This window comes from Labrys miyagiensis, from assembly GCF_030160835.1.
GTDB lineage: Bacteria > Pseudomonadota > Alphaproteobacteria > Rhizobiales > Labraceae > Labrys > Labrys miyagiensis.
The window spans coordinates 32,360-56,081 of record NZ_BSPC01000008.1 but is presented as its reverse complement, the minus strand read 5'-3'; the positions used below and the strand labels follow the sequence as shown (position 1 = coordinate 56,081).

26 protein-coding genes, 3 pseudogenes and 1 riboswitch are annotated in these 23,722 nt (G+C 60.1%); of the genes and pseudogenes, 21 read left to right on the top strand and 8 right to left on the bottom strand.

Annotated features, from left to right (window positions below; all coding sequences use genetic code 11):
• Positions 1–85: 85 nt before the first annotated feature.
• Positions 86–793, top strand: a pseudogene (locus QQL24_RS05580) (IS6 family transposase).
• A gap of 336 nt (positions 794–1,129) precedes the next feature.
• On the opposite strand, the gene QQL24_RS05575 reads toward QQL24_RS05580, so the two are convergent.
• Positions 1,130–1,579 carry a hypothetical protein gene (locus tag QQL24_RS05575; RefSeq protein WP_284310909.1) on the bottom strand — a complete coding sequence of 150 codons (450 nt, stop codon included), beginning with the start codon at positions 1,577–1,579 and terminating at the stop codon, positions 1,130–1,132.
• A gap of 11 nt (positions 1,580–1,590) precedes the next feature.
• Here QQL24_RS05575 and QQL24_RS36540 point away from each other — a divergent pair.
• Positions 1,591–1,860 (top strand): annotated as a pseudogene (locus QQL24_RS36540) (hypothetical protein); the annotation flags it as partial.
• A 26-nt stretch (positions 1,861–1,886) separates the two neighbouring features.
• On the top strand, positions 1,887–2,033 hold the full coding sequence (locus QQL24_RS05570; protein ID WP_284310923.1) for a DUF1194 domain-containing protein: 147 nt from the start codon (positions 1,887–1,889) through the stop codon (positions 2,031–2,033).
• A gap of 68 nt (positions 2,034–2,101) precedes the next feature.
• Here QQL24_RS05570 and QQL24_RS05565 read toward each other — a convergent pair whose 3' ends face one another.
• The gene (locus QQL24_RS05565; protein ID WP_284310908.1) at positions 2,102–3,595 is read right to left on the bottom strand and encodes a winged helix-turn-helix domain-containing tetratricopeptide repeat protein; all 1,494 of its coding nucleotides are present in this window, start codon (positions 3,593–3,595) and stop codon (positions 2,102–2,104) included.
• Positions 3,596–3,763: 168 nt separating this feature from the next.
• Between QQL24_RS05565 and QQL24_RS05560 the strand changes: the two genes are divergently transcribed.
• Complete coding sequence (locus QQL24_RS05560; protein WP_284310907.1) at positions 3,764–4,090, top strand: hypothetical protein; 327 nt, start codon at positions 3,764–3,766, stop codon at positions 4,088–4,090.
• Positions 4,091–4,158: 68 nt separating this feature from the next.
• Here the strand turns inward: QQL24_RS05560 and QQL24_RS05555 are convergent, their stop codons facing one another.
• Entirely contained in the window at positions 4,159–4,368 is a 210-nt protein-coding gene (locus tag QQL24_RS05555) for a hypothetical protein (protein WP_284310906.1), read from the bottom strand.
• A 131-nt stretch (positions 4,369–4,499) separates the two neighbouring features.
• On the opposite strand from QQL24_RS05555, the pseudogene QQL24_RS05550 reads away from it, so the two are divergent.
• Both QQL24_RS05550 and QQL24_RS36415 read left to right on the top strand, forming a co-directional pair.
• Positions 4,500–4,910 (top strand): annotated as a pseudogene (locus QQL24_RS05550) (IS6 family transposase); the annotation flags it as partial.
• 326 nt (positions 4,911–5,236) lie between these two features.
• Positions 5,237–5,377, top strand: a complete 141-nt coding sequence (locus tag QQL24_RS36415; RefSeq protein ID WP_348536433.1) for an aldehyde dehydrogenase family protein — start codon at positions 5,237–5,239, stop codon at positions 5,375–5,377.
• A 158-nt stretch (positions 5,378–5,535) separates the two neighbouring features.
• On the opposite strand, the gene QQL24_RS05540 is transcribed toward QQL24_RS36415, so the two are convergent.
• Positions 5,536–6,564, bottom strand: coding sequence for an L-idonate 5-dehydrogenase (locus tag QQL24_RS05540; RefSeq protein WP_284310905.1), 1,029 nt, complete (start codon positions 6,562–6,564; stop codon positions 5,536–5,538).
• A 9-nt stretch (positions 6,565–6,573) separates the two neighbouring features.
• On the bottom strand, positions 6,574–7,506 hold the full coding sequence (locus tag QQL24_RS05535; protein WP_284310921.1) for a 2-hydroxyacid dehydrogenase: 933 nt from the start codon (positions 7,504–7,506) through the stop codon (positions 6,574–6,576).
• A gap of 260 nt (positions 7,507–7,766) precedes the next feature.
• On the opposite strand from QQL24_RS05535, the gene QQL24_RS05530 reads away from it, so the two are divergent.
• From QQL24_RS05530 to QQL24_RS05490, 9 genes are all read left to right on the top strand, one after another.
• The gene (locus tag QQL24_RS05530) at positions 7,767–8,528 is read left to right on the top strand and encodes an SDR family oxidoreductase (protein ID WP_284310904.1); all 762 of its coding nucleotides are present in this window, start codon (positions 7,767–7,769) and stop codon (positions 8,526–8,528) included.
• Positions 8,529–8,530: 2 nt separating this feature from the next.
• Positions 8,531–9,076 carry a gluconokinase gene (locus tag QQL24_RS05525; protein WP_284310903.1) on the top strand — a complete coding sequence of 182 codons (546 nt, stop codon included), beginning with the start codon at positions 8,531–8,533 and terminating at the stop codon, positions 9,074–9,076.
• The gene (locus tag QQL24_RS05520; protein ID WP_284310902.1) at positions 9,073–9,966 is read left to right on the top strand and encodes an NAD(P)-dependent oxidoreductase; all 894 of its coding nucleotides are present in this window, start codon (positions 9,073–9,075) and stop codon (positions 9,964–9,966) included. The genes QQL24_RS05525 and QQL24_RS05520 overlap by 4 nt, the downstream gene beginning before the upstream one ends.
• 147 nt (positions 9,967–10,113) lie before the next feature.
• Positions 10,114–11,616 (top strand): sugar ABC transporter ATP-binding protein, encoded by a 1,503-nt coding sequence (locus QQL24_RS05515; RefSeq protein ID WP_284310920.1) that lies wholly within the window; start codon positions 10,114–10,116, stop codon positions 11,614–11,616.
• Between the two features lie 18 nt (positions 11,617–11,634).
• Positions 11,635–12,684 carry an ABC transporter permease gene (locus tag QQL24_RS05510; protein ID WP_284310901.1) on the top strand — a complete coding sequence of 350 codons (1,050 nt, stop codon included), beginning with the start codon at positions 11,635–11,637 and terminating at the stop codon, positions 12,682–12,684.
• 26 nt (positions 12,685–12,710) lie between these two features.
• A complete protein-coding gene (locus tag QQL24_RS05505) occupies positions 12,711–13,820 on the top strand; it encodes an ABC transporter substrate-binding protein (RefSeq protein WP_284310900.1) in 1,110 nt (369 codons plus the stop codon).
• A gap of 79 nt (positions 13,821–13,899) precedes the next feature.
• Complete coding sequence (locus QQL24_RS05500; RefSeq protein WP_284310899.1) at positions 13,900–14,238, top strand: hypothetical protein; 339 nt, start codon at positions 13,900–13,902, stop codon at positions 14,236–14,238.
• 16 nt (positions 14,239–14,254) lie between these two features.
• A complete protein-coding gene (locus QQL24_RS05495) occupies positions 14,255–15,163 on the top strand; it encodes an SMP-30/gluconolactonase/LRE family protein (protein ID WP_284310898.1) in 909 nt (302 codons plus the stop codon).
• A gap of 96 nt (positions 15,164–15,259) precedes the next feature.
• Positions 15,260–16,258 carry a LacI family DNA-binding transcriptional regulator gene (locus QQL24_RS05490; protein WP_284310919.1) on the top strand — a complete coding sequence of 333 codons (999 nt, stop codon included), beginning with the start codon at positions 15,260–15,262 and terminating at the stop codon, positions 16,256–16,258.
• A gap of 38 nt (positions 16,259–16,296) precedes the next feature.
• Here the strand turns inward: QQL24_RS05490 and QQL24_RS05485 are convergent, their stop codons facing one another.
• Positions 16,297–16,602 (bottom strand): single-stranded DNA-binding protein, encoded by a 306-nt coding sequence (locus tag QQL24_RS05485; RefSeq protein WP_284310918.1) that lies wholly within the window; start codon positions 16,600–16,602, stop codon positions 16,297–16,299.
• A gap of 513 nt (positions 16,603–17,115) precedes the next feature.
• On the opposite strand from QQL24_RS05485, the gene QQL24_RS05480 reads away from it, so the two are divergent.
• On the top strand, positions 17,116–17,559 hold the full coding sequence (locus QQL24_RS05480; RefSeq protein ID WP_284310897.1) for a hypothetical protein: 444 nt from the start codon (positions 17,116–17,118) through the stop codon (positions 17,557–17,559).
• Here the strand turns inward: QQL24_RS05480 and QQL24_RS05475 are convergent.
• The gene (locus tag QQL24_RS05475; RefSeq protein ID WP_348536431.1) at positions 17,552–17,998 is read right to left on the bottom strand and encodes an ATP cone domain-containing protein; all 447 of its coding nucleotides are present in this window, start codon (positions 17,996–17,998) and stop codon (positions 17,552–17,554) included. The two genes, QQL24_RS05480 and QQL24_RS05475, sit on opposite strands and share 8 nt — an antisense overlap.
• Positions 17,999–18,651: 653 nt before the next feature.
• Positions 18,652–18,852: riboswitch (cobalamin riboswitch) on the bottom strand.
• Between the two features lie 160 nt (positions 18,853–19,012).
• Between QQL24_RS05475 and QQL24_RS05470 the strand changes: the two genes are divergently transcribed.
• From QQL24_RS05470 to QQL24_RS05450, 5 genes are all read left to right on the top strand, one after another.
• Positions 19,013–19,408 (top strand): SMC-Scp complex subunit ScpB, encoded by a 396-nt coding sequence (locus QQL24_RS05470; protein WP_431310642.1) that lies wholly within the window; start codon positions 19,013–19,015, stop codon positions 19,406–19,408.
• A gap of 534 nt (positions 19,409–19,942) precedes the next feature.
• On the top strand, positions 19,943–20,629 hold the full coding sequence (locus tag QQL24_RS05465) for a helix-turn-helix domain-containing protein (RefSeq protein ID WP_284310896.1): 687 nt from the start codon (positions 19,943–19,945) through the stop codon (positions 20,627–20,629).
• 129 nt (positions 20,630–20,758) lie between these two features.
• Complete coding sequence (locus QQL24_RS05460) at positions 20,759–21,448, top strand: alpha/beta hydrolase (RefSeq protein ID WP_284310895.1); 690 nt, start codon at positions 20,759–20,761, stop codon at positions 21,446–21,448.
• Between the two features lie 567 nt (positions 21,449–22,015).
• Positions 22,016–22,225 (top strand): antitoxin MazE-like protein, encoded by a 210-nt coding sequence (locus QQL24_RS05455; protein ID WP_284310894.1) that lies wholly within the window; start codon positions 22,016–22,018, stop codon positions 22,223–22,225.
• Positions 22,206–22,541 carry a type II toxin-antitoxin system PemK/MazF family toxin gene (locus QQL24_RS05450; protein WP_348536430.1) on the top strand — a complete coding sequence of 112 codons (336 nt, stop codon included), beginning with the start codon at positions 22,206–22,208 and terminating at the stop codon, positions 22,539–22,541. Before QQL24_RS05455 ends, QQL24_RS05450 begins: the two co-directional genes overlap by 20 nt.
• Positions 22,542–22,667: 126 nt before the next feature.
• Here the strand turns inward: QQL24_RS05450 and QQL24_RS05445 are convergent, their stop codons facing one another.
• Complete coding sequence (locus tag QQL24_RS05445; protein ID WP_284310893.1) at positions 22,668–23,585, bottom strand: NADP-dependent oxidoreductase; 918 nt, start codon at positions 23,583–23,585, stop codon at positions 22,668–22,670.
• Positions 23,586–23,722 lie beyond the last annotated feature (137 nt).

Sequence of the window (23,722 nt, the reverse complement as noted above, 5' to 3'; positions counted from 1 at the left end):
AATGGCGTTGGTGCCCCGAGTTAAAGGCGTGATGGCCCTGTCAGAGCAAAATTGCCGAGGTGGCGGCGTAGGGTAGGGAGCGGGGATGGCGCGCGCCAAACTCAATCCGTTTCGCTATTTCAATTCGTCGCCAGACGTGATCCGCCTCGCGATAATGATGTACGTTCGCTACCCGTTGTCATTGAGGAATGTGGAGGACCTGCTGCATGAACGGGGCATCGACATCTGCCATGACACGGTGAGATTTTGGTGGGACCGCTTTGGCCCGTTGTTCGCTGGCGAAATCCGCAAAAGGCGGGTGAGGGCTGGAAACTTCAGCCGCTGGCGATGGCACGTCGATGAGGTTTTCGTGAAGGTCAACGGTAAGCCCCACTATCTTTGGCGGGCCGTCGATCACGAAGGCGAGGTCTTGGAGTTCTGCGTCAGCAAGACGCGGGACAAGGCCGGTGCCTTGAAATTCCTCAAGAAAGCGATGAAGCGCTAAGTCCGTCCTGAATTCATCGTCACCGACGGCTTGCACTCCTACGGCGCGGCCATGCGGGAGATCGGCGACCTCAAACGCCGCGAAATCGGTCGCTGGCGGAACAATCGGGCCGAGAATTCCCATCAACCGTTTCGACGACGAGAAGCGGCGATGCTCAAATTCCGCAGGACGACGACGCTTCAGAAATTCGTCGTCGTCCACGGCCAGATCCACAATCATTTTTATTCGGAGCGCCACCTCGTCAGCCGACAAATATACAAACAGAGACGCTCGGCCGCCCTGGCCGAAGGGCGGACCGTCGCGGCCTAAACCGAGCCTCGGTTTGACCTCCGTGCATCTGGCAGAGACAACTTAGGGTTAGTCTGACAACACCCTCGGGAGGTCTTCCTCAGTAGCCATTGCAATATAGTCCCAAAAGTTGGGCGCTAAATCAGGCGCCCGCACTCGAAGCTCGGCTGGACGACGCCGGCCGCATTTGCCGCGACCTTCCACTCGCGTCGGGATCTAGCGCTGCGCTCCGCGAACAGCTCTCCGGCGGCGCCGCCGGGATGAGCCCTAACCTTGGAAAATTCCAGCACCCGCTGGCCTAAAATCGGGGGCACTTTACTGTTCAGCGCGCGATTTCGAACTGCTCTTGTTCTGCCCCTACTTGGGTGCTGCTCCAAGAATATAGCCGCCCTCCCAATGCCAGATCTTCTTGTCGTCGACCGTAACGTTGAGGATAGCCTGGAAACCTGCCAACGACCCACTTCCGGCCGAGAATGCGCAGTGTCCGGTGGGCGGAGTCGCGGTGTCATAGACGATGCAATATCCTATCGTGGAATCACCTGGCGCTACTGCGAGAACAACGGAACTACTGGTAAAGAGGGGGCTGTTGGTTACGGGGCCGTAGTAAAGAACTTTTGTGCCAACTGGTATCTCTTTCAAGGTTGATTCAACAATCGTACAAAAGCTAGGGGTCTCGCCGGAGTAATTGCTGCAGTCTTTGGAGAACTTGAGCGGCTGGAGTTTTGGCTCATCCGCCGCTATCGCAGGTGCACTCAGAGCGGAAATAACAAAGAGACTCGCGACCAGAAAAGTGCTGCTTGCGGACATTTTCGGCTCCTGTGTTTGATTACCCCAACTTGCATATCATTAAGCGTGCGCTTTTTACGTGCACAAGTCCAGACAGGAAATCCGAAGTGTCTGAAAGAGGTCTTGTAAGAAATCCCGGTAACCCGGAGGGTATTTGCGCAATCTTATTCGTGAGGATTGGCGCCGTCAGATCATATTTTCTCGTGACCGATATTTCAGGAGACAGGCCCAATAACTCAAGCAGTCCGCCTGAGCCGGTCAGAGATCAGACCGTGGAACAAGGCATCACGATGAATGGGCTGGCGTTGAACCGACTCCGCATCGATTTATACGACCCGAACGGCCAGGCGGCCGATGTTACTACCGCGACCATGTTATCGGCGGACCAGACGCTTTCTTGGTCATAATCAATATTGCCCATGATTTTGCACGAGCCATCCGGCAAAAGCTTCTGCGCGAAATCGCGGCAAGATAAACCGAGGCAGGCGGCCCTCGTTCAATGAGTGCTGCGAATTCGGAATGGGCAGCTATTGACGCTTCGCCTCATCCCAGGCCGGCTTTGCGAAGTCCTTCGATATAGATGGCCCGGTCCTCCGGACGGACGAGCGGATGGTACTTCTCAACCCAATCGGCAGAGAGCTCAGGCTGGAGCCGTTTTGCTTCGGCGAGCGCCGCCGTAGCGGTGTCAGCATCGCCGGTTTTGCCGGCGGCCGCCGCGAGCGTCCGCCACGCCGATGTGAACCGTGGTCGAAGCTGTACCGCGCGCCGGTTTTGAACGATGCTTTTCTCGTACCGTCCGGTCACGAAGTAGCAAAGCGCACTCGCGGACTGATGAAGCGATTGGTGAGGGTCGCGCGGACTGAGCCGCATTGCCTTGGCAAGATGCTGAAGTCCCTCGTCGCCGGCGCCTGCAAATCCATGAGCCGCACCGAGCACGAGATATCCCAGGGCGAAATTAGGGTTTAGCCAGACGGCCTCTTCCAGCTCATTGACGGCGGCTCTGGATCGCCGCGATAGCATGTGTACAAAGCCAAGCGCCAAGTGCCCCCATGGATCCTCACCGTCGCGTTCCACCGAGCGGCGGGCCGACTCCAAGGCGAGACCAACGCCATCCGCGTGGGGTACCCAGCCCATATGGGCCCCCGTGATGTATGCCCAAGCCAGCAAGCTACGAGCTCGGGCGTAGTCCGGATCAATTGCGATCGCCTGTTTGAGATTGGTCAGCGCCGTCTCGATTTCCCTTTCCCCCCAGGTCCAGAGTTGAGGCATCGCACGCATCACATAGGCCCACGCATCGATGCTCTCGGGCGGCTTGTTTTGGAAGCGCCGGTTCTCCGCTGCGTATAGCTGGGGTTCGATCGAAGCTACGACGTTCTCGGTGATCTCGTCCTGCACCGCGAATATGTCGGTTGCCGCTCGGTCGTAACGATCTGCCCAAACATGAGTGCCAGTGCTCGCATCGATCAACTGGCTCGAGACGCGGAGACGGTCGCCAGCCTTGCGCACGCTGCCCTCCAGGACATAGCGCACACCGAGGTCGGCTGCGACCTGGCGCACATCTGGAGTATCGCCCTTGTATGTGAAGGTAGAATTGCGGGCGATGACGGAAAGCCAGCGGAGCCTGGAGAGCCCTGCGATGATGTCTTCGACCATTCCGTCAGCGAAATATTCCTGTTCCCGATCGTCGCTGAGATTGACAAAGGGGAGGACTGCCAATGAGGGCCCGTTTCCAGCTTCCATGATTGAAGACGCGACCGCGTTCCTGCGCTCGATATCCGTGTTGCCTTCGACAGAGCCCACGAAGCGGTACCCCACCCGTGGTATCGTCGTGATCCACTCTGAACCATCGGGCGACGTCCCGAGATGCTTCCTGAGCGATGCGATCTGAACCGAGAGGTTCGTCTCCTCGACGGCGGAACCTTGCCAGGCGGCATCTATGAGAGCGGACTTGGTGAGCACTTCGCCTGGGCGGCTCAAAAGGGCTTTCAGCAGAAGAAACGCGCGATAGCCGATTGGCACCGGCTCACCATGGCGCAAAAGGGTTCCCGCCCCAGGACGGAGAACAAAGGGACCAAAAGCCAACCGCTGCTCAACCATAGCGGTAATTTACAACTTTTCGCACCTTTTCGGAACCATTAGGGCTCGCTTTAAGACATCGGGCCACGAGTCGCTCATCTTCTTTCGACAGAATAAGGAGGAGCGATCATGTCGGCGATTGCATTTGAAAGGCCGTTTGCCGATGTTGCGGATCCGACGGCGCGACCAGCAAACGAAGCGTGCTCTCGCGAGGAGGAGTTCCGCGCCACTCTTGATAGCTACATCGCTCGCTACGTTGCCGAACAGGCAAAGCGCGCCCCAGTGGTCGGCTGCAGCAATAATCCCTACTCGCTGATATGGCTTCAGCCCTTGCGCCGTCTCCTGGAGGCGATCCGCGAGATTTGGCTGTTTTCGAACGAATTGGGCGATCGGCCGATGCCTGAGCCAGTAGTCGTGTGCGGTGCCAAAGACGAGCCTGGCAGGGGATTCGCATAACGACGTTAATGGCTCTCACATACCGCATTTAATTCTGAGCCCCCACATGCGAGCCCGACGCGCCCAGCTCAGAGGTGGCGGAAGCGATAGACGCGGGCCAACTTGTTTGGCGCCGTCATCAACTCGTCGGCTCGATCGAAGCCTGCGTCAAGACCCATTCCGCTCCATGTCGCTGACGTCTCGGGATAGTCCGAGGCACGATGATGACTATCAAAAGAAGCGAATTCTTCATCGTTGATCGCTGGCCATTGTGGGCGGATCTGACGGAAGCGTTCCATCCAACCCTCCCGATCTTCACCCTCAAAACAGGTCGTCTCCCAAATCAGAAACAGGCCATGACGAGGAAGGAAATTGTGGGCTGTGTCAGAGTAAATTGCCCGAGGCTGGCCCGGAAGGGTAGGGAGCGAGGATGGCGCGCCCCAAACCCAATCTGTTTCGCTATTTCAATTCGTCGCCGGAGGTGATCCGCCTGGCCGTGATGATATACGTGCGTTACCCCTTGTCTTTGAGGAATGTTGAGGACCTGCTGCATGAGCGCGGCATCGACATCTGCCATGTGACGGTGAGATTTTGGTGGAACCGCTTCGGCCTGCTGTTCGCCGGTGCCATCCGCAAGAGGCGGATGAGGGATGGCAACTTAAGCTGTGAACGCTGGCATATCGATGAGGCTTTCGTGAAGGTCAACGGCGAGCTCCCCTATCTTTGGCGGGCCGTCGATCACGAGGGCGAGGTGTTGGAGTTCTTCGTCAGCAAGACCCGGGACAAGACCCAAGCGTTGAAATTCCTTAAGAAAGCCATGAAGCGCTATGGTCGTCCTGAGGTCATCGTCACCGACGGCTTGCGCGGGAAATCGGCAACCTCGAGCGCCGGCAAATCGGCCGCTGGAAGAACAACCGGGCCGAGAATTCTCACCAACCATTTCGACGGCGAGAGGCGGCGATGCTCCTATTCCGGAAGACAAAGAGTCTCCAGAAATTTGTCGCGGTCCATAGCCAGATCCACAACCACTTCAATTCGGAGCGCCACCTCGTCAGCCGAGAAACCTACAAGCAGAGACGCTCGGCCGCCTTGGCAGAGTGGCGAGCCATCGCAGCCTGAACCAAGGTTCGGTTTGGCCTTCTTGCACTTGCTGGAACCAGCCTGCAGTTGCGCCGACAGCGCCCGTTCTTCGAATTCGATCCGATTTTTCCGTTCGGCGGTTACAAACAATCCGGTCTTGGCAGGGAATATGGCGGAGAGTCCGTGGATGCTTATACGCAGATCAAGTTTGTCGTTATGAGGTTCTAAGCGGAAAGGGTGCCTTGGGAAATTTCGAGGCGCCCATGTCGCCGCTCCGTTCCACAGTCATTCGACGTCGACATTCTCGGGTCACTTTGAAATCGGCGACAGAACTGGCTGAAGCCATTGGAGGTCCAAACGCGAGATTGCCGCCTCATCACATCTGTTCAGAAAACCAGCTGCACCTTCATTGCCTGTCGCCGGTCATTCGCCATTTCGAAGGCTTGCTTTGCCTCCTCCAGCCCAAAGCTCGTGGCAAGGAGTGGCTGGAGATCAACCTTGCGCTCATCAATGAGCCGTACGGCCAAAGCAAATTCCGCATGAAAGCGGAAGGAGCCCATGATTGAAATCTCCTTAGCGACGACGAGATTCTGCGGGAGGGATACGTCACCGCCGAGTCCAAGCTGAACGACGATGCCGCGTGGCTGCATGACGTCGAGCCCGGCACGCAAGGCCCGCTCATTGCCGGAACATTCGAACATCACACCGACACTGCCTTTGTCCGCCGCGAGCGCCGCGAGCGTTTCCGGCTCTGTCGCCACATTGATGGTGCAGTCGGCGCCCAGCGTGCGCGCGATAGCCAGCGGCTCGTCTACGACATCCGTCACGATGATCTCGGCTGCTCCATGAAAACGTGCGGCAGCCACGACCAGGGCGCCGATCGGCCCGCAGCCCGTTATCAGGATCCGCTGGCCCAGCAGAGGCCCGGCGCGTGAAATGGCGTGGAGCGCAACCGCGAAAGGCTCGACCAGGGCGAGTTGGGCCGCGGTGGCGTTCATCGCCGCCTCGCATTGCACCGCGTCGCAGACGAGCAGCTCGCGGAAGGCGCCCTGTACGTGGGGCATGCGCATGGCACTGCCATAAAAGCGCATATCTACGCACTGGTTGGGCAATCCTTGCAGGCAATAGCGGCAATGAGCGCATGGCCTGCTGGGATTGACGGCGACCTGATCCCCCAGGCTGAGCGAGCTGACATCCGATGCGATCTCGATGATTTCGCCGGCAACCTCGTGACCGAGGATCATGGGCTCCTGCAGCTTTATGACGCCGAAACCACCATGGTTGAAATAATGCAGGTCCGAACCGCAGATGCCGCCGGCCTTGACCCGCACCATGACCTGTCCTGCGCCAAGGCGACCGGGATCACGGTCTTCCACGCGAAGATCCCTGGCAGCGTGAATTACAAGAGCGCGCATGACGACCTCTCAGGCGACCGGAGTGAGGAGGGGCCGGCCGGCAAAATGGGCCGCAAGATTGTCGCGGACGAGCTGGCCCATCGCCTGCCTGGTTTCCACCGTGCCGCTGGCGTGGTGGGGCTGGAGCACGACGGTATCGATCGCGGCAAAACGCGGATCTATCGATGGTTCGTTCCAGAATACGTCGAGCCCGGCGCCGGCGATGATCTTGCTTTCCAGCGCGTCGAGCAGTGCCGGCTCATCGATCGTGGAGCCACGAGAAACGTTGACGAGAAAGCCCTTTGGCCCGAGCGCCCGGAAAACCTCGGCGCCGACGAGCTTGTGAGTCGATGCGCCGCCGGCCAGGGTTACGATCAGGACGTCCGACCAGGCAGCAAGTGCGAGAATATCGGGGAAGAAAAGGTGCGGCGCATCCGACCGGGCCGATCGGTCAAAGTAGCCGATCTCGACATCGAAGCCGGAGACGCGCCGGGCGATGGTCGAGCCGATACGCCCGAATCCGACAATGCCGACTTTCTTGCCATGAAACCGCGTAACCAGCCCCATGTTTCCCTGTGCCCAAGCACCGGAGCGGACATGGGCGTCCCCCGCCGGAAGGCGCCGCATGGTCGCCAACGCCAGGCCGACGGCAATATCGGCGACGTCGCCGGTCAGGACATCGGGGGTGTTGGTCACCCGGATGCGGCGCTCGCGGGCCGTCGGAAGGTCGATGGCATCGGTGCCGACGCCGTAGCAAGCAATGATCTCAAGATTGGGCAGCGCGTCGATCAGGGCCTTGTTGGCCCCGAGTTCGCCGCGCGTTGCAATGGCACGGACAGAATTGCGGTTCTCGGCGAGCGTGTCGCTCCCCTCTTGCTCCCATAATTTGTGCAGGCGATAGGAGGCTTCCATCGGCAGCATATCCCAGTCGGGATAGGGGCCGAGCATCAAGACGTGGGGCATCGAGAAATAAGATTGCGGTGCCGATACGGGGCCGCTGACATTCACGGGCGTCTCTCCTGATGATTCTTGTGTTATCGATATCATATATTTCGCTCAACACAAGCCGCCTATGTGGCCGATGGTACGAAATCCGGCAGGAATTAGAAAGATTTACCTCCAGGACACGATTGTGTTGACAATAAAATTGTTATCGATATCATTTCCAACACTTCGAGTGTCAGGTATCTCGGCCGCTATGAGGTACCTAAAGGGAGGTTTTCGTGGCGTTGTTCGATCTCAGCGGGCGTAGGGCGCTCATTACCGGTTCCAGCAAAGGCATCGGCTTTGCCGTCGCCGAGGCGTTGGCGTCTGCCGGCGCAGCGATCGTTCTCAATGCCCGCGATCCCGATCGTCTGGAAGTAGCCCGATCAGTCCTGGCCGCCAAGGGCTACGACGCCGTGTCGGCGGCTTTCGACGTCACTGATCCGGACGCCGTGGCGCTGGGCGTAGGCGACATCGAAGATACGTCCGGCCCGATCGACATTCTCATCAACAATGCCGGCATTCAGCATCGTGCTCCCTTGGAAGAGTTTCCGCTCGAGGCCTGGCGGCGTCTCTGCGCTACCAATATCGACAGCGCCTTCCTGATGGGGCAGGCGGTTGCACGACGGATGATTCCGCGCGGCCGCGGCAAGATCATCAACATCTGTTCGGTGCAGAGCGAATTGGCGCGGCCGGGAATCGCGCCCTATACCGCTACCAAGGGGGCCATCAAGATGCTGACCAAGGGCATGGCAACCGACTGGGCGCGTCACGGACTTCAGATCAATGCCATCGGGCCTGGTTATTTCAAGACCGAGCTCAATGCCGCGCTGGTCGCCGACACCGCCTTTTCCGGATGGCTGGAAAAGCGTACTCCGGCCGGCCGCTGGGGCGAGGTGCATGAACTGGCCGGGGCGGCGATCTTTCTGGCGTCCGAGGCATCCAGCTTCGTCAACGGCCATATTCTCTACGTCGACGGCGGCATTACGGCGAGCCTGTGACCATGCGCAGGGCGATCGTTGTGATGGGCGTGAGTGGTTCCGGGAAATCGAGTGTCGGCGCGGCCCTGGCGGCGAGCCTCGCGATCCCGTTTGTCGATGCAGACAGTCTCCATGCACCAGAAAGCATAGCCCGGATGGCTGCTGGTCTGCCGTTGACCGACGACGACCGCTGGCCGTGGCTGTCACGCGTCGGGACGCATCTGGCCGATACGGTCACCTATCCACGCGGCATCGTGATCGCGTGCTCATCCTTGAAGCGCGCATATCGCGACCGCATTCGTGCGGGAGCGGGACGTACTGTGGCCTTCGTCTTCCTCGATATCGAGCCTGAGACGGTGCATACGCGTCTCGCCATGCGCAAGGATCACTTCATGCCCGCCAGTTTGATCGAGAGCCAGTTCGCGACCCTGGAGAATCCCTCAGCGGACGAAAAGGATGTCCTGAGGCTGGCGGTCACGCGTGGTGTCGAAGAGATTGCAGGTCTGGCCTGGATTGCACTTTGCAAACGCGGCACGGATGAGGGCACCGGACAGGAGACCAGCCGATGAGCGTACACGACAGGCCTGCTGTCTCCATTGTCGGAGCGGGAATCATGGGCTCCGCCATCGCCACGCGGTTGCTGGCAAGCGGACATCATGTGACGGTGTTCGATCTCGAGCCGGTCAAGGTTGCGGCTGTTGTCGCAAAGGGTGGCAAGGCAGCGCAAAGCGCGGCTGAGGCGGCGAGGGCGAGCAGCTTCGTCATCACCAGCCTGAACTCGGCCGCCATTGTCCACGCTGCCGTATTCGGGGTAGGCGGCATCGCGGAGGGAGCAGATGCCGAGGGATTATTGATCGATATGTCCTCGATCGATCCGGTCTCGACCCGTTTGTTCGCAGGGGACCTGGCCTCGAGCACAGGCATGCGCTGGGTCGATGCACCGTTGTCAGGCGGAGCGCCGGGAGCGCTGGCGGGGAGACTCACCGTGATGGCCGGCGGAGCGCCGGAAGACGTGCAGCGGGCTCGGTCCGTGATGGACAGCCTTTGTGCCAATTACACCCATATGGGGCCAAGCGGAGCGGGGCAGACCACCAAGCTGGTCAACCAGATACTCTGCGCCATCGGTTTTCAGGCGGTGGCCGAGGCGGTTCGACTGGCGGAAGCGGGTGGTGTGGATGCCACCCGTCTCGCCGAAGCCTTGAAGGGCGGGCGGGCCGACAGCAGCATTCTGCAGGAATTCGGCCCCAAAATGGCTCGCCGCGACTATTCGCCGACCGGGCGCATCGACAACATGATGAAGGATCTTGAGGCCGTGCAGGCGTTTTCCAGCGGCGCGCGCCTGCCTCTGCCGTTAACGGGCCTGATAACGGAGCTGCATCGCTCCTTGTTGGCCGCCGGCCTCGGCCCGGCTGACACAGCCGCTATCATGCTGCAGTTTTCGGGCTTTCGCGAACAGTAGCAGACATGTGAATCGTCGAGGTCGGTAAACGAAAGATAGGCCTGCCTTGCCGGAAGACAAAATGTTATCGATAACATCTTCAAGCGGCGCAGCGCCAAGTTCAGTTCAAAGAGGGCCCTCATGGCCCCAACCTGGGAGGGGAATGTCATGGCAGGGGAGGGAGCTCTGCGCTTCGAGAACGTCGTCAAGACGTTCGGAGGCACACGTGCCCTTAAGGGCGTGAGCCTCGAGGTATCCCGCGGCGAGGTCGTTGCGTTGTTGGGGGAGAACGGCGCCGGCAAATCCACGCTCATCAAGATTTTGGGTGGCATTTTCCGGGCCGACAGCGGCCACATCACCATCGGCGGCGAGCCCTATCGCCATCGAGCCCAAGCCCGCGGCGCGCGCCAAAGCGTTGCCTTCATTCATCAGGATCTCGGCCTGGTCGAGTGGATGACAGTGGCTGAGAATATGAGCCTGCCGCAAGGCTTTTCCGGACGTCGATGGTCCGGTGTCATCGATTGGCGGCAGGCCGAGCGCCGCGCCGAGACGGCACTGAAACTGGTGGGCTGCGATATCGATCCGACCATGCGGGTCCACAGTCTCAGCCGTACGGAAAAATCGCTCGTCGCCATTGCCCGCGCCTTGGTGGTGGATTGCGATTTTCTCGTGCTCGACGAGCCCACCGCCAGTCTTCCCGCCGATGAAGTCGAGCGATTGTTCGAGGCGGTGCGCCGCCTGCGCTCGCGCGGTGTCGGCATGATCTACGTCTCCCATCGCCTCGACGAGATCTTCCGTATCGCCGACCGCGTGGTGGTGATGCGCGACGGCCTCAAGGTCGGCGAGAAGCCGGTGGCGGAAACCACCCCTGATGAGCTCGTCAGCCTCATCGTCGGCCGCTCCACGCTCGATCTCTTCCGCAAGGCCGAATACCACTCCGGACCGGCCCGCGTGGTGTTGCGCGACGTGGTCACGCCGGCCGCCGGCCCCGTGAGTTTCGACGTGCACCAGGGCGAGCTTCTCGGCCTCGTCGGATTGCGCGGAGCGGGCCAGGAGGAAATTGGCCGCACTTTGTTTGGGGCAGCGCCCCACCGCGGCAAGATCACGCTCGACGGCGGGAGCCCGGACCTTTCCTCGCCCAGGGCGGCGCTCAAGGCGGGCATCGGACTTGTCGCCCGAGATCGCATGGAAGAGTCGCTCGCACCAGCGCTCAGCATTCGGGAAAATGCCTTCCTCAATCCCGGTGCGGCAGGGCGGGGCCTGTTCTCGCCGCTCTCTCCTTCGGCAGAGGCGCGCAATGCTGTTCAACTTGGCGAGTCGGTCGGGTTGCGGCCCAATGATCCGGATCTGCCGATCGAAGGACTGTCGGGTGGCAACCAGCAGAAAGTCGTGGTCGGGCGTTGGCTCGCCACCGGGCGCCGCCTTCTCGTGGCAGAGGACCCGACCGCCGGGGTCGATGTCGGTGCCAAGGCAGACATCTACCGCCTTATCGCCCGCGCCCTTGAACAGGGGCTCGCCGTCATCGTGGTCTCCACCGATTTCGAGGAGATCGCCCATATCTGCCACCGCGCCCTGGTGTTCAACCGAGGCAGGATCATCGCGGAACTCGCCGGCGCCGGCCTTACCACCGAGGCGGTGATATCGGCCGCCTCCGCTTCTGAAGCCGCGTGAGCGATACAAGGAGACGTCATGTCAACCAACTCGATCAAATCCGATGCGCTCGAGCCGACGCGCGGCGAACTCAAGAATGCTTCGGGCACCGAGCGCCTGCTTCGGCGCCTGCCGGTCTACGGCTTGCCGATCCTGACGGTTCTGCTGATCATGCTCTTCTCGCTGATCCTCCCGCAGACTTTCCCGACCATGCTCAATGTCCGTTCGATCGTGTCGGACAAGGCGATCATCGCCATGCTGTCCCTGGCAGCCATGATCCCGATGGCGGCCGGCAAGATCGATCTCACCGTCGGCTACGGCATCGTGCTCTGGCACATTCTCGCCATCAGCCTGCAGACGCTGTTCGGCTTGCCCTGGCCGGTCGCCGTGCTGGTGGTGATTCTGCTCGGGGCGCTGGTGGGCCTGCTCAACGGCCTGCTGGTCGAGGTGGCACGTATCGACAGCTTCATCGCAACCCTCGGCACGGGCACGGTGCTTTACGCCGTCGCACTCTGGCACACCGGTGGCCGGCAGGTCGTGGCGACGCTGCCGCAGGGCTTCCTCTCGCTCAACGGCACCATGGTGCTCGGTCTGCCGATCACGGGCTTCTACGTACTCGGCCTTGCCTTCCTGCTGTGGCTCATCCTCGAGCATCTGCCGATCGGCCGCTATCTCTACACCATTGGCGCCAATCCGAAGGCTGCGGCGCTCAACGGCATTCCGGTGCAACGCTACACCATGGGCGCCTTCGTTGCCTCGGGCGCGCTTACCGCTGTGGCGGGCGTGCTACTCGCTTCGAAGCTTCGCATCGGCCAGGCCAGTGTGGGGCTTGAATATCTGCTGCCCGCCCTGGTCGGCGCCTTTCTCGGCTCGACCACCATCAAGCCCGGCCGCGTCAATGTCTGGGGCACCGTGGTTGGCGTTGCCATCCTCGCCGTCGGCATCGCCGGCATCCAGCAATTCGGCGGCTCATTTTGGGTCGAACCCATGTTCAACGGCGTGACCCTGCTCATCGCCATCGGCATTGCCGGCTACGCCCAGCGTCGCCGTGGCTCTGCCATCCGGAACTTCAAGAAGACGGGCGCATGACGAGCCGTCGCAATCAGGAGGGAACTATGTTGAGACGAACTGTACTAATGGCGGCTGCCAGCGCGGCAACGCTCATGCTTGCGCCTCTTGCCGCACATGCCGACGCCTTCGTCGACGAGGCGAAGGCGGTGGTGGCCAAGGCGGGCGCTCGCGCCGACAAATGGGACGGCCCAACCACAGGCCCCAAGGCCGCCGGCAAGAAGATCGTTGTCTATGTGGCAGGCGACATGCGCAATGGCGGCATCCTCGGCGTGGCCCAGGGTGTGAAAGAGGCGGCCGGCGTGATCGGCTGGGATTATCGCGAGATCGACGGGCAGGGCACTGTCTCAGGCCAGGCGACGGCGCTGAGCCAGGCAATCGCGCTCAAGCCCGATGCCATCGTCGTCGGCGGCAGCGATGCGGTGGAGCAGAAGGCAGGTCTCGAGGAAGCGGCCAAGCTGGGCATCACCATCGTCGGTTGGCACTCAGGTCCCAAACCGGGCCCCCTGGATGGCACGCCCGTATTCGCCAATGTCACCACCGATGCCATGGAAGTGGCAAAAGTCGCGGCAATGAAGGCGATCGCCGATTCCGATGGCAAGGCCGGTGTCGTGATCTTCGCCGACTCCACCTACGCGATCGCTATCGCCAAGGGACGCGCGATGGAAGCGGTGATCAAGCAATGCGCGGGCTGCTCGGTATTGTCCTTCCAGGACACGCCGCTTTCGGATGTATCGACCCGCATTCCTCAGCTCACCACCACGCTGCTGCAGCAAAATGGCGCCAAGTGGACGCAGTCACTGGCAATCAACGACCTCTATTATGACTTCATGCCTCCGGCTCTCTCCGCCGCCGGCATTGCCGGTGATGGCGACCCGCAGAACATCTCGGCCGGCGACGGCTCCGAGGCTGCCTACCAGCGTATCCGGGCCAAGGATCATCAGGCTGCGACCGTGCCCGAGCCGCTTTCCATGCAGGGCTGGCAGCTCATCGATGAGCTCAACCGCGCCTTCGCCGGCGAGAAATGGTCGGGCTACGTGCCCGGTGTGCATCTGGTGACGCCGGACAACATCGCCTTCGACGGCGGTCCGAAGAATGTCTTCGACCCCGACAATGGCTATCGCGACGCCTACAAGAAGATTTGGGGCGTGAACTGAGCCGGCTGAAGGCCGAACTAGTCGTAGCTGGCGGCGGTGATTGCCGCCGGCCCCTTCTCTCTCCCGAGGCAGTCTTTTCATGTACATACGTTGCGCCTTTTTCCGCGGCCGTGCGAAGCCCGGCTTCGAGGATGCCTTCACCCATTTCGTCCACGAGAGGCTGGTCCCACTCTGGACCCAGTTTCCGGGTGCCGAGGAGGTGCGCGTGTTGCGTCAGGAGGAGGCCGACGTCATCGAACCACACTACGAAATGGTGCTCGCCATCCGTTATCCCTCCCGAGAGGCCATCGAGCAGGCACTCGCCTCGGACGTGCGGACCCAAAGCCGCTCTGTGACGGCTGATCTCGTCGAGTTGTTCGACGGCGATATCTTCCACACCGTATTTCGAGCCGACCAGTATCCCTTGTTGGTGGTTTGAGGGCGGTGTCCGGAAGATGAGCGATTACGATATCCTCGACGAACGATTTGCAGCCCTGATCATCGGCCACGCCCAGCTGGAAAGACTGTGGACTGGGTGCCGTTGGGCGGAGGGGCCGATCTATGTGCCGGCGGCCAAGTCCGTCTTGTGGTCTGATATTCCCAACGACCGCTTGATGCGCTTGGATGAGACGGATGCCTCCGTCAGTGTTTTCGAGAGCCCCTGTGGCTATCACAACGGTCACGCCCTCGATGCAGCCGGCAGGGTCGTGGCTTGCGAGCATGGTGGAAGACGCATTTCCCGGCTGGAGGCAGATGGGCGATGGACGATGCTCGTCGATCGTCATGAGGGCAAGCGGCTGAACTCCCCCAACGACGTCGTGGTGAAATCGGACAGGTCGATCTGGTTCAGCGATCCGACCTACGGCATCGACAGTCACTATGAGGGCCACGCGGCGCCATCCGAGATTGGCGCATCACAGCTCTATCGTCTCGATGCATCGTCAGGCGAACTGACGGCTGTTGTCACCGATCGCGTCCGCCCGAACGGCCTGGCCTTCTCGCCGGATGAAACAATCCTCTATGTTGCCGACACCGGCGCCACTCATGTTCCAGGCTTGCCCAAGGCCATATATGCCTATGACATTGAGCCAGATGGACAAAGTATCGGCGCGGCCCGGACTTTCGCCATTTGCGATGCCGGCTTCTTCGACGGCTTCCTGGTTGATCGCGACGGCAATCTGTGGACCTCCAGCGCCGATTCGGTGCGCGTCCATGCGCCGGATGGTGTCCTGATCGGCCGTATCCTTGTGCCGGAGATCGTGTCGAACCTGTGTTTCGGCGGGCCCAAGCGCAATCGTCTTTACATCACGGCGCAGACTTCTCTCTACGCTATCTACGTTAACAACCACCCGCCGGGGTGGTAACGCGTTCCGGCGACAAATATCATTGGCCTGAAAAGACCACCACTGGACATCTTGATGGCGAGCGAAACCGACAGACCGCTGAAAAGCCCGCCAACCATGGCTGACGTGGCCGAGCTTGCGGGCGTATCTACCATGACCGTGTCGCGCGCGCTCAAGAAAGGCGGCCCGATCTCCGAGAAGACCCGCCGCAAGATCATGAATGCGGTCGACGAACTGGGCTATGTGCTCGATCAGACGGCCGGAACGCTCTCCTCGAAGCGATCGGGTTTCGTTGTTGCCCTGGTGCCTTCGATCAATAGTTCGAACTTCGCTGATACGGCGCGTGGCATCACCGAGGCGATCGAAAACACCGGCCTTCAGCTTCTTCTCGGCTACACGGATTATCTGATCGAGAAAGAGGAACGGCTGGTCGAGTCAATGCTAACGCGCCGGCCTGAGGGGATCATTGTCACCGGCGGTCGGCATGCCGACAGAACGCGTCGGCTGCTTTCAGCCGCAGGGATCCCGGTGATCGAGACCTGGGATATTCCGGACAATCCGATCGAACATGTGGTGGGGTTTTCCAACGCCGCCGCTACGAATGCACTCGTCCATCACCTGTATGGTCTCGGCTATCGCAATATCGGCTTCGTGGGCGGTACCAGCAACCGCGATACCCGCGGCGCCGATCGGCGGCTTGGCTATGCGCAGGCGATCGAGCAGCTTGGCCTGCCGCGCGGAAGGGTCATCTCCTTCGGCAAGCCGCCCATCTCCATGGAGCAAGGTGGGGAGGCGATTGCGCATCTGATGTCGCAATGGCCAGATGTCGACGCAGCCGTTTGCGTCTCCGATCTTTCGGCCTTCGGGGCACTCATGGAGTGCCACAGGCGCGGCTGGGCCGTCCCCGGCCGTATTGCGATCGCTGGCTTCGGTGACTTCGAGGTGGCGCGTTGTTCCTTTCCGCGCATTACCACCATCTCCGTGGATGCGTTTGAAATCGGCCGTGCTGCCGGGGATCTCCTGCTGAATGCGATCGAGGCGAGCAGGGAAGGGCGGCGCATACCGCCCGAACTTATGCTCATGCCGTTCAAGGTGATCCAGCGCGAGAGTACATAGTGCAGGGCCTGTCGAAAATAGAAGGGAGGCTGACAGCATTAGCCGCCAACCGGCCCTTCATCGTCGATTTTGTCGCGCGCTAGGGCAAGAAACTTGAAGGACCGGGCCTTGAAGTCGGTGTAATAGACCGTCTCGCCATTGCCGTTGGTATATTTGGCCTGGCCCATAGTTCCCTTGGCGTGAACCAGGTCACCAACGCTGCGTTGGGCCTCCACCCAATCCGCTGTGGCACCAAACGCGGTTACCGTGTTCCAAAGGGTTTCTGCCTCGTACTTTCCCTCGGCGATCTTAACGTCAACGTTGGCGCTCAAGTTGACCCTAACCACCTTTCCGTGGCGCGTGATTTTGCCGATCCGGCCTATGATCCTTGTAAATCGGCTTCAAAGATTAGCCCCCGTCGCGCGAACGTTAACCTATTGATATTATGTGCAAAATTCCATGATGGATGGGGACAGGATCGGTGCCGATCGAGACCCCCTCAAATTCCAAATTATCGTGCTTTTTCAGCCGACTATGGTCGCGCCGTTAGGGGTCAACCTTTGGCGCCGATTTACATAAATACCCATCGATCGCGAAACAACAGTCGAGGAGATCCCCAAGGTTGATCGATGGCATCCTTCATCAAACGCAGACTCGTAAAGAGGATGAGTGACCCGTCACCTCAAAATGGTGTCTTCCATCAACTAGGGAGCTCTTGGCGCTCGCGCGAGAAACAAGCTAAGAATCACTGGCGGCGCGCCTCGAGGCAGCACCTTCGTCTCAGCACCTTGTGGGCCAATCGCTCCCAACTTCGAGCCGTGGAGCGGGCCGTGGGGGTGCCAATACTGCGCAGCTAGCGGCAAATGACAGGCACGGGCATGGACACCCCCAACGTAGTAATCTTCAATTTCCTCTCGAAGCTACCAGTTACGATCGCGCGCGATATCCAATTTCAGGTTTTACTTCATGCCTTTGACATGCAGCCAGCGCTGCACCTGGACTTTGTCGCTATCCTGGACAGCAAGCTTGTGAAAAGTACTGGACTTGAAATGTTCAGTTCCACCCTCAAGGTCGTGGGTGTGACCGAATACGTGCTCGGGCGCACAGTCACTGACGGACCCAGGAACGAAGTAAATTTGAAAATACTGGCAGCGCGACTGCCCGACGACCCGATCGCTCAAAAAATAGCACTAGGCCAAGGGCTGCGCGCTCGACACTTCGAGGCTGCATTTCATTCCTGGAGAGGGCTTCGAGATGCTGCGCTATCTCAAATGCAGCTTTCGGACTTTGAAACCAGATGTCTACTGGAACGCCTCAGTTGAGGGTATAGGCGAGACAGGTCAAAGCGGCCGAATTCGGGGTCGAGAAGTTCGTTGGCAATGCCGACCTGAATGTAGTCGTGGAAATCGTCCGCGGAGTGCTCCACCATTTCGGCCTGCATGGCCTGCTTGGGCCGTCCGCAATGAAGGTCAGAGCTTCTCGACGCAGCTTGTCATTGAGGAGACGGGCACTGACCTTGGCATAGTACGGCTCCGTTTCGATAAGGGTGCAGGCGGCGAGGATCGGCGCCAACGCCAACTCTTCCTGGCTGATGCCGTCGTAGAGATTGCGTTGCGTCTCCGAGACCATTGCCTTGGCTTTTCTGTCTGCAAGTTCGGCACAGGCTTTGAGCACAAGGGCCTGCAAGCGAATGAGATCGAGCGGCACAAGCGAGCCATCGCGGGTCTTCATTTGTAGGTCGGCATCGACAGCCGTGTTCACAAGCTCCTTGCCGGCTCCCTCCTCGTCTGCTTGATCGAGGACACGGCTAAAGCATTGTATTTGAGCACCCAGCCAGGCCGGATCGTTGGGCGAAACTCAAAAGGATCTTGGCTTTGTCGAGCTAGTTGGGAACAACGGGGGGAAGTATCGGCCTTCAGCGTCGACCTTCTCGTCTGGCACTTCCTCCTCCGTGTGTAGCTGCGCCGTCACTCCGACCCGACGGATTGAAGCCATCGTGCGCTTAACGCCTGATACAAATACGGTGCCCCCATCCTCGACCTCATAATTGTATACCTTAGCCATCTTGCCGTCCTAAACCTCAGCGTTCATCGTAAAATCTCGTGCGTGTCACCGAATAGATGGCTGGCCCGACAAGGGAAGTAAGGCCGAACGCCAATGGCCGACCACTGGCGTCGATACAGCCGACCTCGGTCATCGAAAGCATGGCTTTTCCCTTTGCGGCGTTGGAGGCCTGGTGCTTGCCTATCAGCAATAAACCCTGCTGATGGTGGCCAATGCGACATCGCATGCGGAATTGGATATTGTCCACAGTCCGTGCCAATCTCAACTCCCGCCTGACAAAGTGGGGACAGAAGGATGGTTGGATAACGGCGAGCGCCGTTGTCAAAGCTTCCTCCCGGAACACCCCGTCCGGTCAACTGATGGTGATGGCAGGTCTCCTGGCTCACGGGTCGTAGCGACATCCGCCTTCCCAGCCTTCGGCCAGTGGCATGGTGGATGTTTGCTTGCCGCTCACAGTTGCGGGGGCAGCCGCGGCTTTGGCACGAATACCTACCGCGTTCCCTTTTCATCCCGAACCTCGCGGTCCAGGAACCATCGCAGTGACCATAGGATGCCTTCGACGCGCTGACAACGGCAACGTAGATGCAGGCCCGCAGAACTGCCGGGTAACGAACGGAGGCGAGGACTTTCATCCCGCCTTATCGAGTCGATCGTCTGGGCAAATCGTGTTGCAGCCTTAGGGAGCGTGGGCGCAGAACAGGCGCCCGTTTAATGGCTCTCAAGATTGGCTTGCTAGCGAACGGCTATTTCCAACCGGTGACGAGGGTCGAACTTTCGAAAATGTTCGGGCGGGAGATATCGCGGGACCTGATCGCCAATCTGCGCAGCGATGGCTTAGTCGGGACCGGGCCACGCAGCCCCCAGCTGGGCGCGCCCTATACCTATGTCACCACGCTGGGGTTCCTGGAGCGTTTTGGCTTCCAGACCCTGCGCGACCTGCCCGACCTCGAAAGGCTGGAGGATGCCGGCCTGCTCAGCAAGGCGCGGCTGCTGGCAGAGAACCTGCCGGCGGTTCCGGGTGAAATGGAGGGCGAGGGCAGCCGGGAGGAGGATGCAATTGAAGAGGTAGAAAGCTCTTCGGGATTCGGCGTTGCTTCATCCGAATGAAGGGTCGCGATCTGCGGTTTTGCCCATGGTTTCGAAGCTAGGAATGCCCTATATGACGGTTATTCCCCTGACCTATGTTGAGGCGCGCGGCGTACATCCATGCCAACAAGCTGATTGCTCGCGCGTATCCCGGATCGATCCAAAAGACCGTCAGATTGGGCGCATTGCGCTGACGGTCTTTTCCGGAGCGTGATTTGTTTCTGAAACGCACTGGAGGGGACTTTTTTGCCCGTACATTGCAGTTTCTCCGACGGAACGACGATGGCGAGTTGGGTTATTGAAATATTAGGATGTGATACAAGGTAGCTGACCGGAACCGATAGGCCCGCACGCATGACTTTTCTCATTCACAATCGCCGTTATGAGGGAAGCAAGCTTCACAGTTCCCTCGAACGGCCGAACATACGGATCGAGCATCGGAGCTTGAATTCGACTGTTCTTCCGCCTGTTACATGCACATGTAATGCTATTTCGAGCGCTCTTGCAGGCCGCACACCTGTCCGTTGGAAGGAGGCAGGCGCCGTCCGGCGAGTAGTGGCGGTTCAGCCCGGCATCGCAAGCATTCTGCCTGTGGGTTTTGACGAAACGGAGACCGAGATCGTTTCCCCGCTCGAATGCCTTTACATTTTCCTCTCCCCTTCGGTGACAGCCGCAAGTTCCTTAGCTGATTTTGACGTCGATCCGCCGAGAGCGGAGCTGGTCCGCGCGCCAAGAGTGTCGGATCCCCTTCTGAAGGAGGTTGCGGCCGCCCTTCATGGCATCATCTCTCGACCGCCCGAGCCCACCGATCGACTGTTCATCGACAGCGCCAGTTCAATGCTCGCGGCGCATCTCGTCTCCAAGTACTCGAACATCTCGCGGCGCGCCGCGCCGCCCTCGCCAAGCCTTTCCTATCAGAAGCTGACGCGGGTGCTGGACCTGGTCGAGTGTCGCTTTGCGGACGCGATCGGGTTGGATGAACTAGCTGCGGAAGCATGCCTTAGCCCGTTCCATTTCTCTCGTATGTTCCAGAAAGCCACAGGTCTCTCACCTCACCGATACGTTGCCGAACGCCGCGTTCAGGAAGCGAAGAGCAAACTCGCGGAGGGGCGCTTGTCGTTGGTTGAGATAGCGCTGGAGGCTGGCTTTGGATCGCAGGGCAATTTCAATCGCATTTTCCGAAAGCACACAGGCCTGACTCCGGGCCAGTTCCGCAACGAGCATCGCGGCTCCCGGACTTGAGCAAGAACAGCCCATAGCTCCGCAAGATCCGCAAATACGCGGGCCGCTCAGACGTCGTTTCTGAAGCTCGACCCTGATCCCGAGGCCGTTGTTGGCGGAAGCAATCAGGCGCAACTTTCGGAGGTATCCATGTCCACCAAGCCAAGCATCGTTTTCTGTCACGGAATCTGGGCCGACGGTTCATGCTTCAACAAGGTGATCCCGGCTTTGCAAGCCGACGGACACGAAGTGATCTCTGTCCAATACGGTCTGACCTCATTCGAATACGATGTGGCGGCCGTGAAGCGCACGCTCAATCGTGTCGGCAATCCGGTCCTTCTTGTGGGCCATTCCTATGGCGGCGCCACCATCACTGCCGCGGGCGTCGACAAACGCGTCGTGGGCCTCGTCTACATCGCGGCGGTTGCCCCAGATGCCGGCGAGACCGTGCAGAACCAGCTCGACAAATTCCCATCGGATATTTTCTCTCGCGTCGAGGTCGCCGATGGGCGCGCCTGGATGTTGCCGAACGGCACCGAGTTCTTCGCCGGCGACCTCTCCGCGGAAGATCAGAAACTCGTCTGGGCCACGCACTACCCGCCGGCATTTGACCTGTTCCATCAGCAGAAGCTCGGGGCGAACGACATTGCGTGGAAGTCGAAGCCGAGCTGGTACGTTCTGGCCACTCGGGACCATACCGTGCATCCCGATCTCCAGCGCTGGGTCTCCAAGCGCATGGGAGCGACGACCACCGAGGTGGAGAGCAGCCACGTCCCGATGCTGTCCCACCCCGATATCGTCATCGACGCAATCCGCAAGGCCGTGGCTGTCGTTAAATAGAGCTGACGGTTGCCGATAACCGCGCGTATCGAAGGGCGAGAGAGACCGTCGCGAAACGGTCTCTCTCGTCTATACGATTTACTGCTGACGGTCCTTTTTCAGGCGCAATGCCGAACGCGTGCGTGCCCGAGAGGCGAATAATCGACCGATCGATGTCGATAGTCGCTGAACCCGAGCAAATCGCGGATGTCGAAATTCTCCTTTGAATTCAAGAGCGCAATTTTTCTGACGGATCACGGAGACGGCTCTTCATCACAGCCAGAAAATGTTTTCCTTGCCAGATCAATACGTTACCATGTCTCAAAACAATCGAGTGGGGACCTTCAATCGGGGTCAACCTAGCGGATTCGCAGAACGGGGTTTATGGCAGGTCGGTGGTCGACCGATCGCGCCTCATGGAAGCGTTGAACAAGCTGTCAATGCCTGAACGACAGACCCTCGTTGCTCACTCCAGATCGGGAAGTGAGGCGCCTACAAGGTTCCAGCAAAGGCGGGAGCGAATTCGATTGCCATGGACCTCGTAACGCGTTACATAACTGTAACGCGTTACGAGACTGAGGTGTCAAGATGACCGCAGCAGAAAGAATGAAGGCGATGCGCGAGCGGCGTCGATCTCGCGACATGCGGGAGGTGCGTCTGAGCCTTCCTGATGCAAGAGTTAGCGCGGTTAGGAAACGTATCGCCGCCCAGGTGGCGCGGCTCGATCGGAAGGCTGAGCACGACGCATTGGACTGGATTGAGGCCGTGTCAGAGTTTGATGACGATGCGGCGCGGTGACGTTGTGACAGTGGCGGCTTCCGGCGATTATGGCAAACCTCGACCAGCGGTTATTGTGCAAACAGATGCATTTCCAGCCGAACACGCATCCGTGGTGATCTGCCAAATGACGTCCGACCTGTTTGACGCTCCGGATTTTCGAGTGACAGTCGAACCCGGACCCGCCAACGGCCTGCGACTGAGATCCCAGATTATGGCCGACAATCCCGTGACGGTTCGTCGGGAGAGGATCGGAAACAGGATAGGTGCTCTGTCGCCATCCGACATGACGCGCCTAAATGCAGCGCTAGCCTTCGTCATGGGCTTGGCTGACTGAGCACGCTAACACAAGAGCCCTCGCAGGTTCCAACAAAGGCAAGATTGCCCTCGGCGAAGCTGAGAGGAGGCGGCCGGCCGATCTGGACAGCGACGGCCGGCCCGTGCATCGATGAGCGCGTGTCGCTCACGGACGAACGCGGATGATCGGCTTCCCCTTGCGTCGTTCGGTCGGGATGAGGGCGGCGACGGCGTCGTCGAGGGTCGCGATGTTGCCGATGTTCGTCCGCAGTCGTCCGTCCCGCACTCGCTGGACGATCTCACTCAGTTGGGCACGATCGGACTCGACAACGAAGTCGACCGCGAGGCCGTCGACGGGCCGCGCCTCGGTCGGCCCGACGATGGACACCAGCGTTCCTCCCGCTCGAATCAGGCCTGCGGACCGCTTCTGGATGTCGCCACCGATGACATCGAACACCAGATCGACGCCGCCGACGTCTTCCAGCGCGTCGTTGTCGAGGTCGACGAACTCCTGCGCGCCGAAGTCGAGCACCTTCTGACGGTCGGCCGCGCGTCCGGTGCCGATGACATACGCGCCAGCCTCGCGCGCGAGTTGCGTCACCATCGTCCCGACTGCGCCCGCCGCGCCGTGCGCGAGGACGCTCTGCCCCGCCTGAAGGCGGCCGCGCTGGAACAGTCCCTGCCACGCGGTGAGGCCCGAGATTGGCAGGCTCGCGCCCACCGTGAAGTCGACGTCGCCTGGCAGGGGCGCGAGGTTGCGTGCCTCGATGGCTACGTACTCCGCCAGGGTGCCGTCACGATACCAATCGGCGAGGCCGAACACTCGCTGTCCTACCGACAGTCCCGTTGTGCCGTAGCCGAGAGCGGTGACCACTCCGGCCAGCTCGTGGCCGGGGATCGACGGTGTTCGGTCACGGTCGCGGCGATCGGTCCAGGTCGAGGGCCACTCCATCTCAGTCGGAACGAACCCCGACGCATGAACCTGAACGACGACGTCGTTTATCGCTGCTTGCGGCTCGGGCCGCTCCGCTAGCTTCATCCCAGCCATTCCCGCAGCCTGGTCCGTCACAATGATTGCTTTCATCGTCCACCTGCCTGTGTGTGTTAGCTCGTCATCTTCCGAATTCCTTTGCAGACGAGCGAAAATGAGAAGGCGAAACTCGATGGGTCCAATGACCAGTGGTAATTGAATCGATGCCATCGACGCGGCGTGCAAAAATC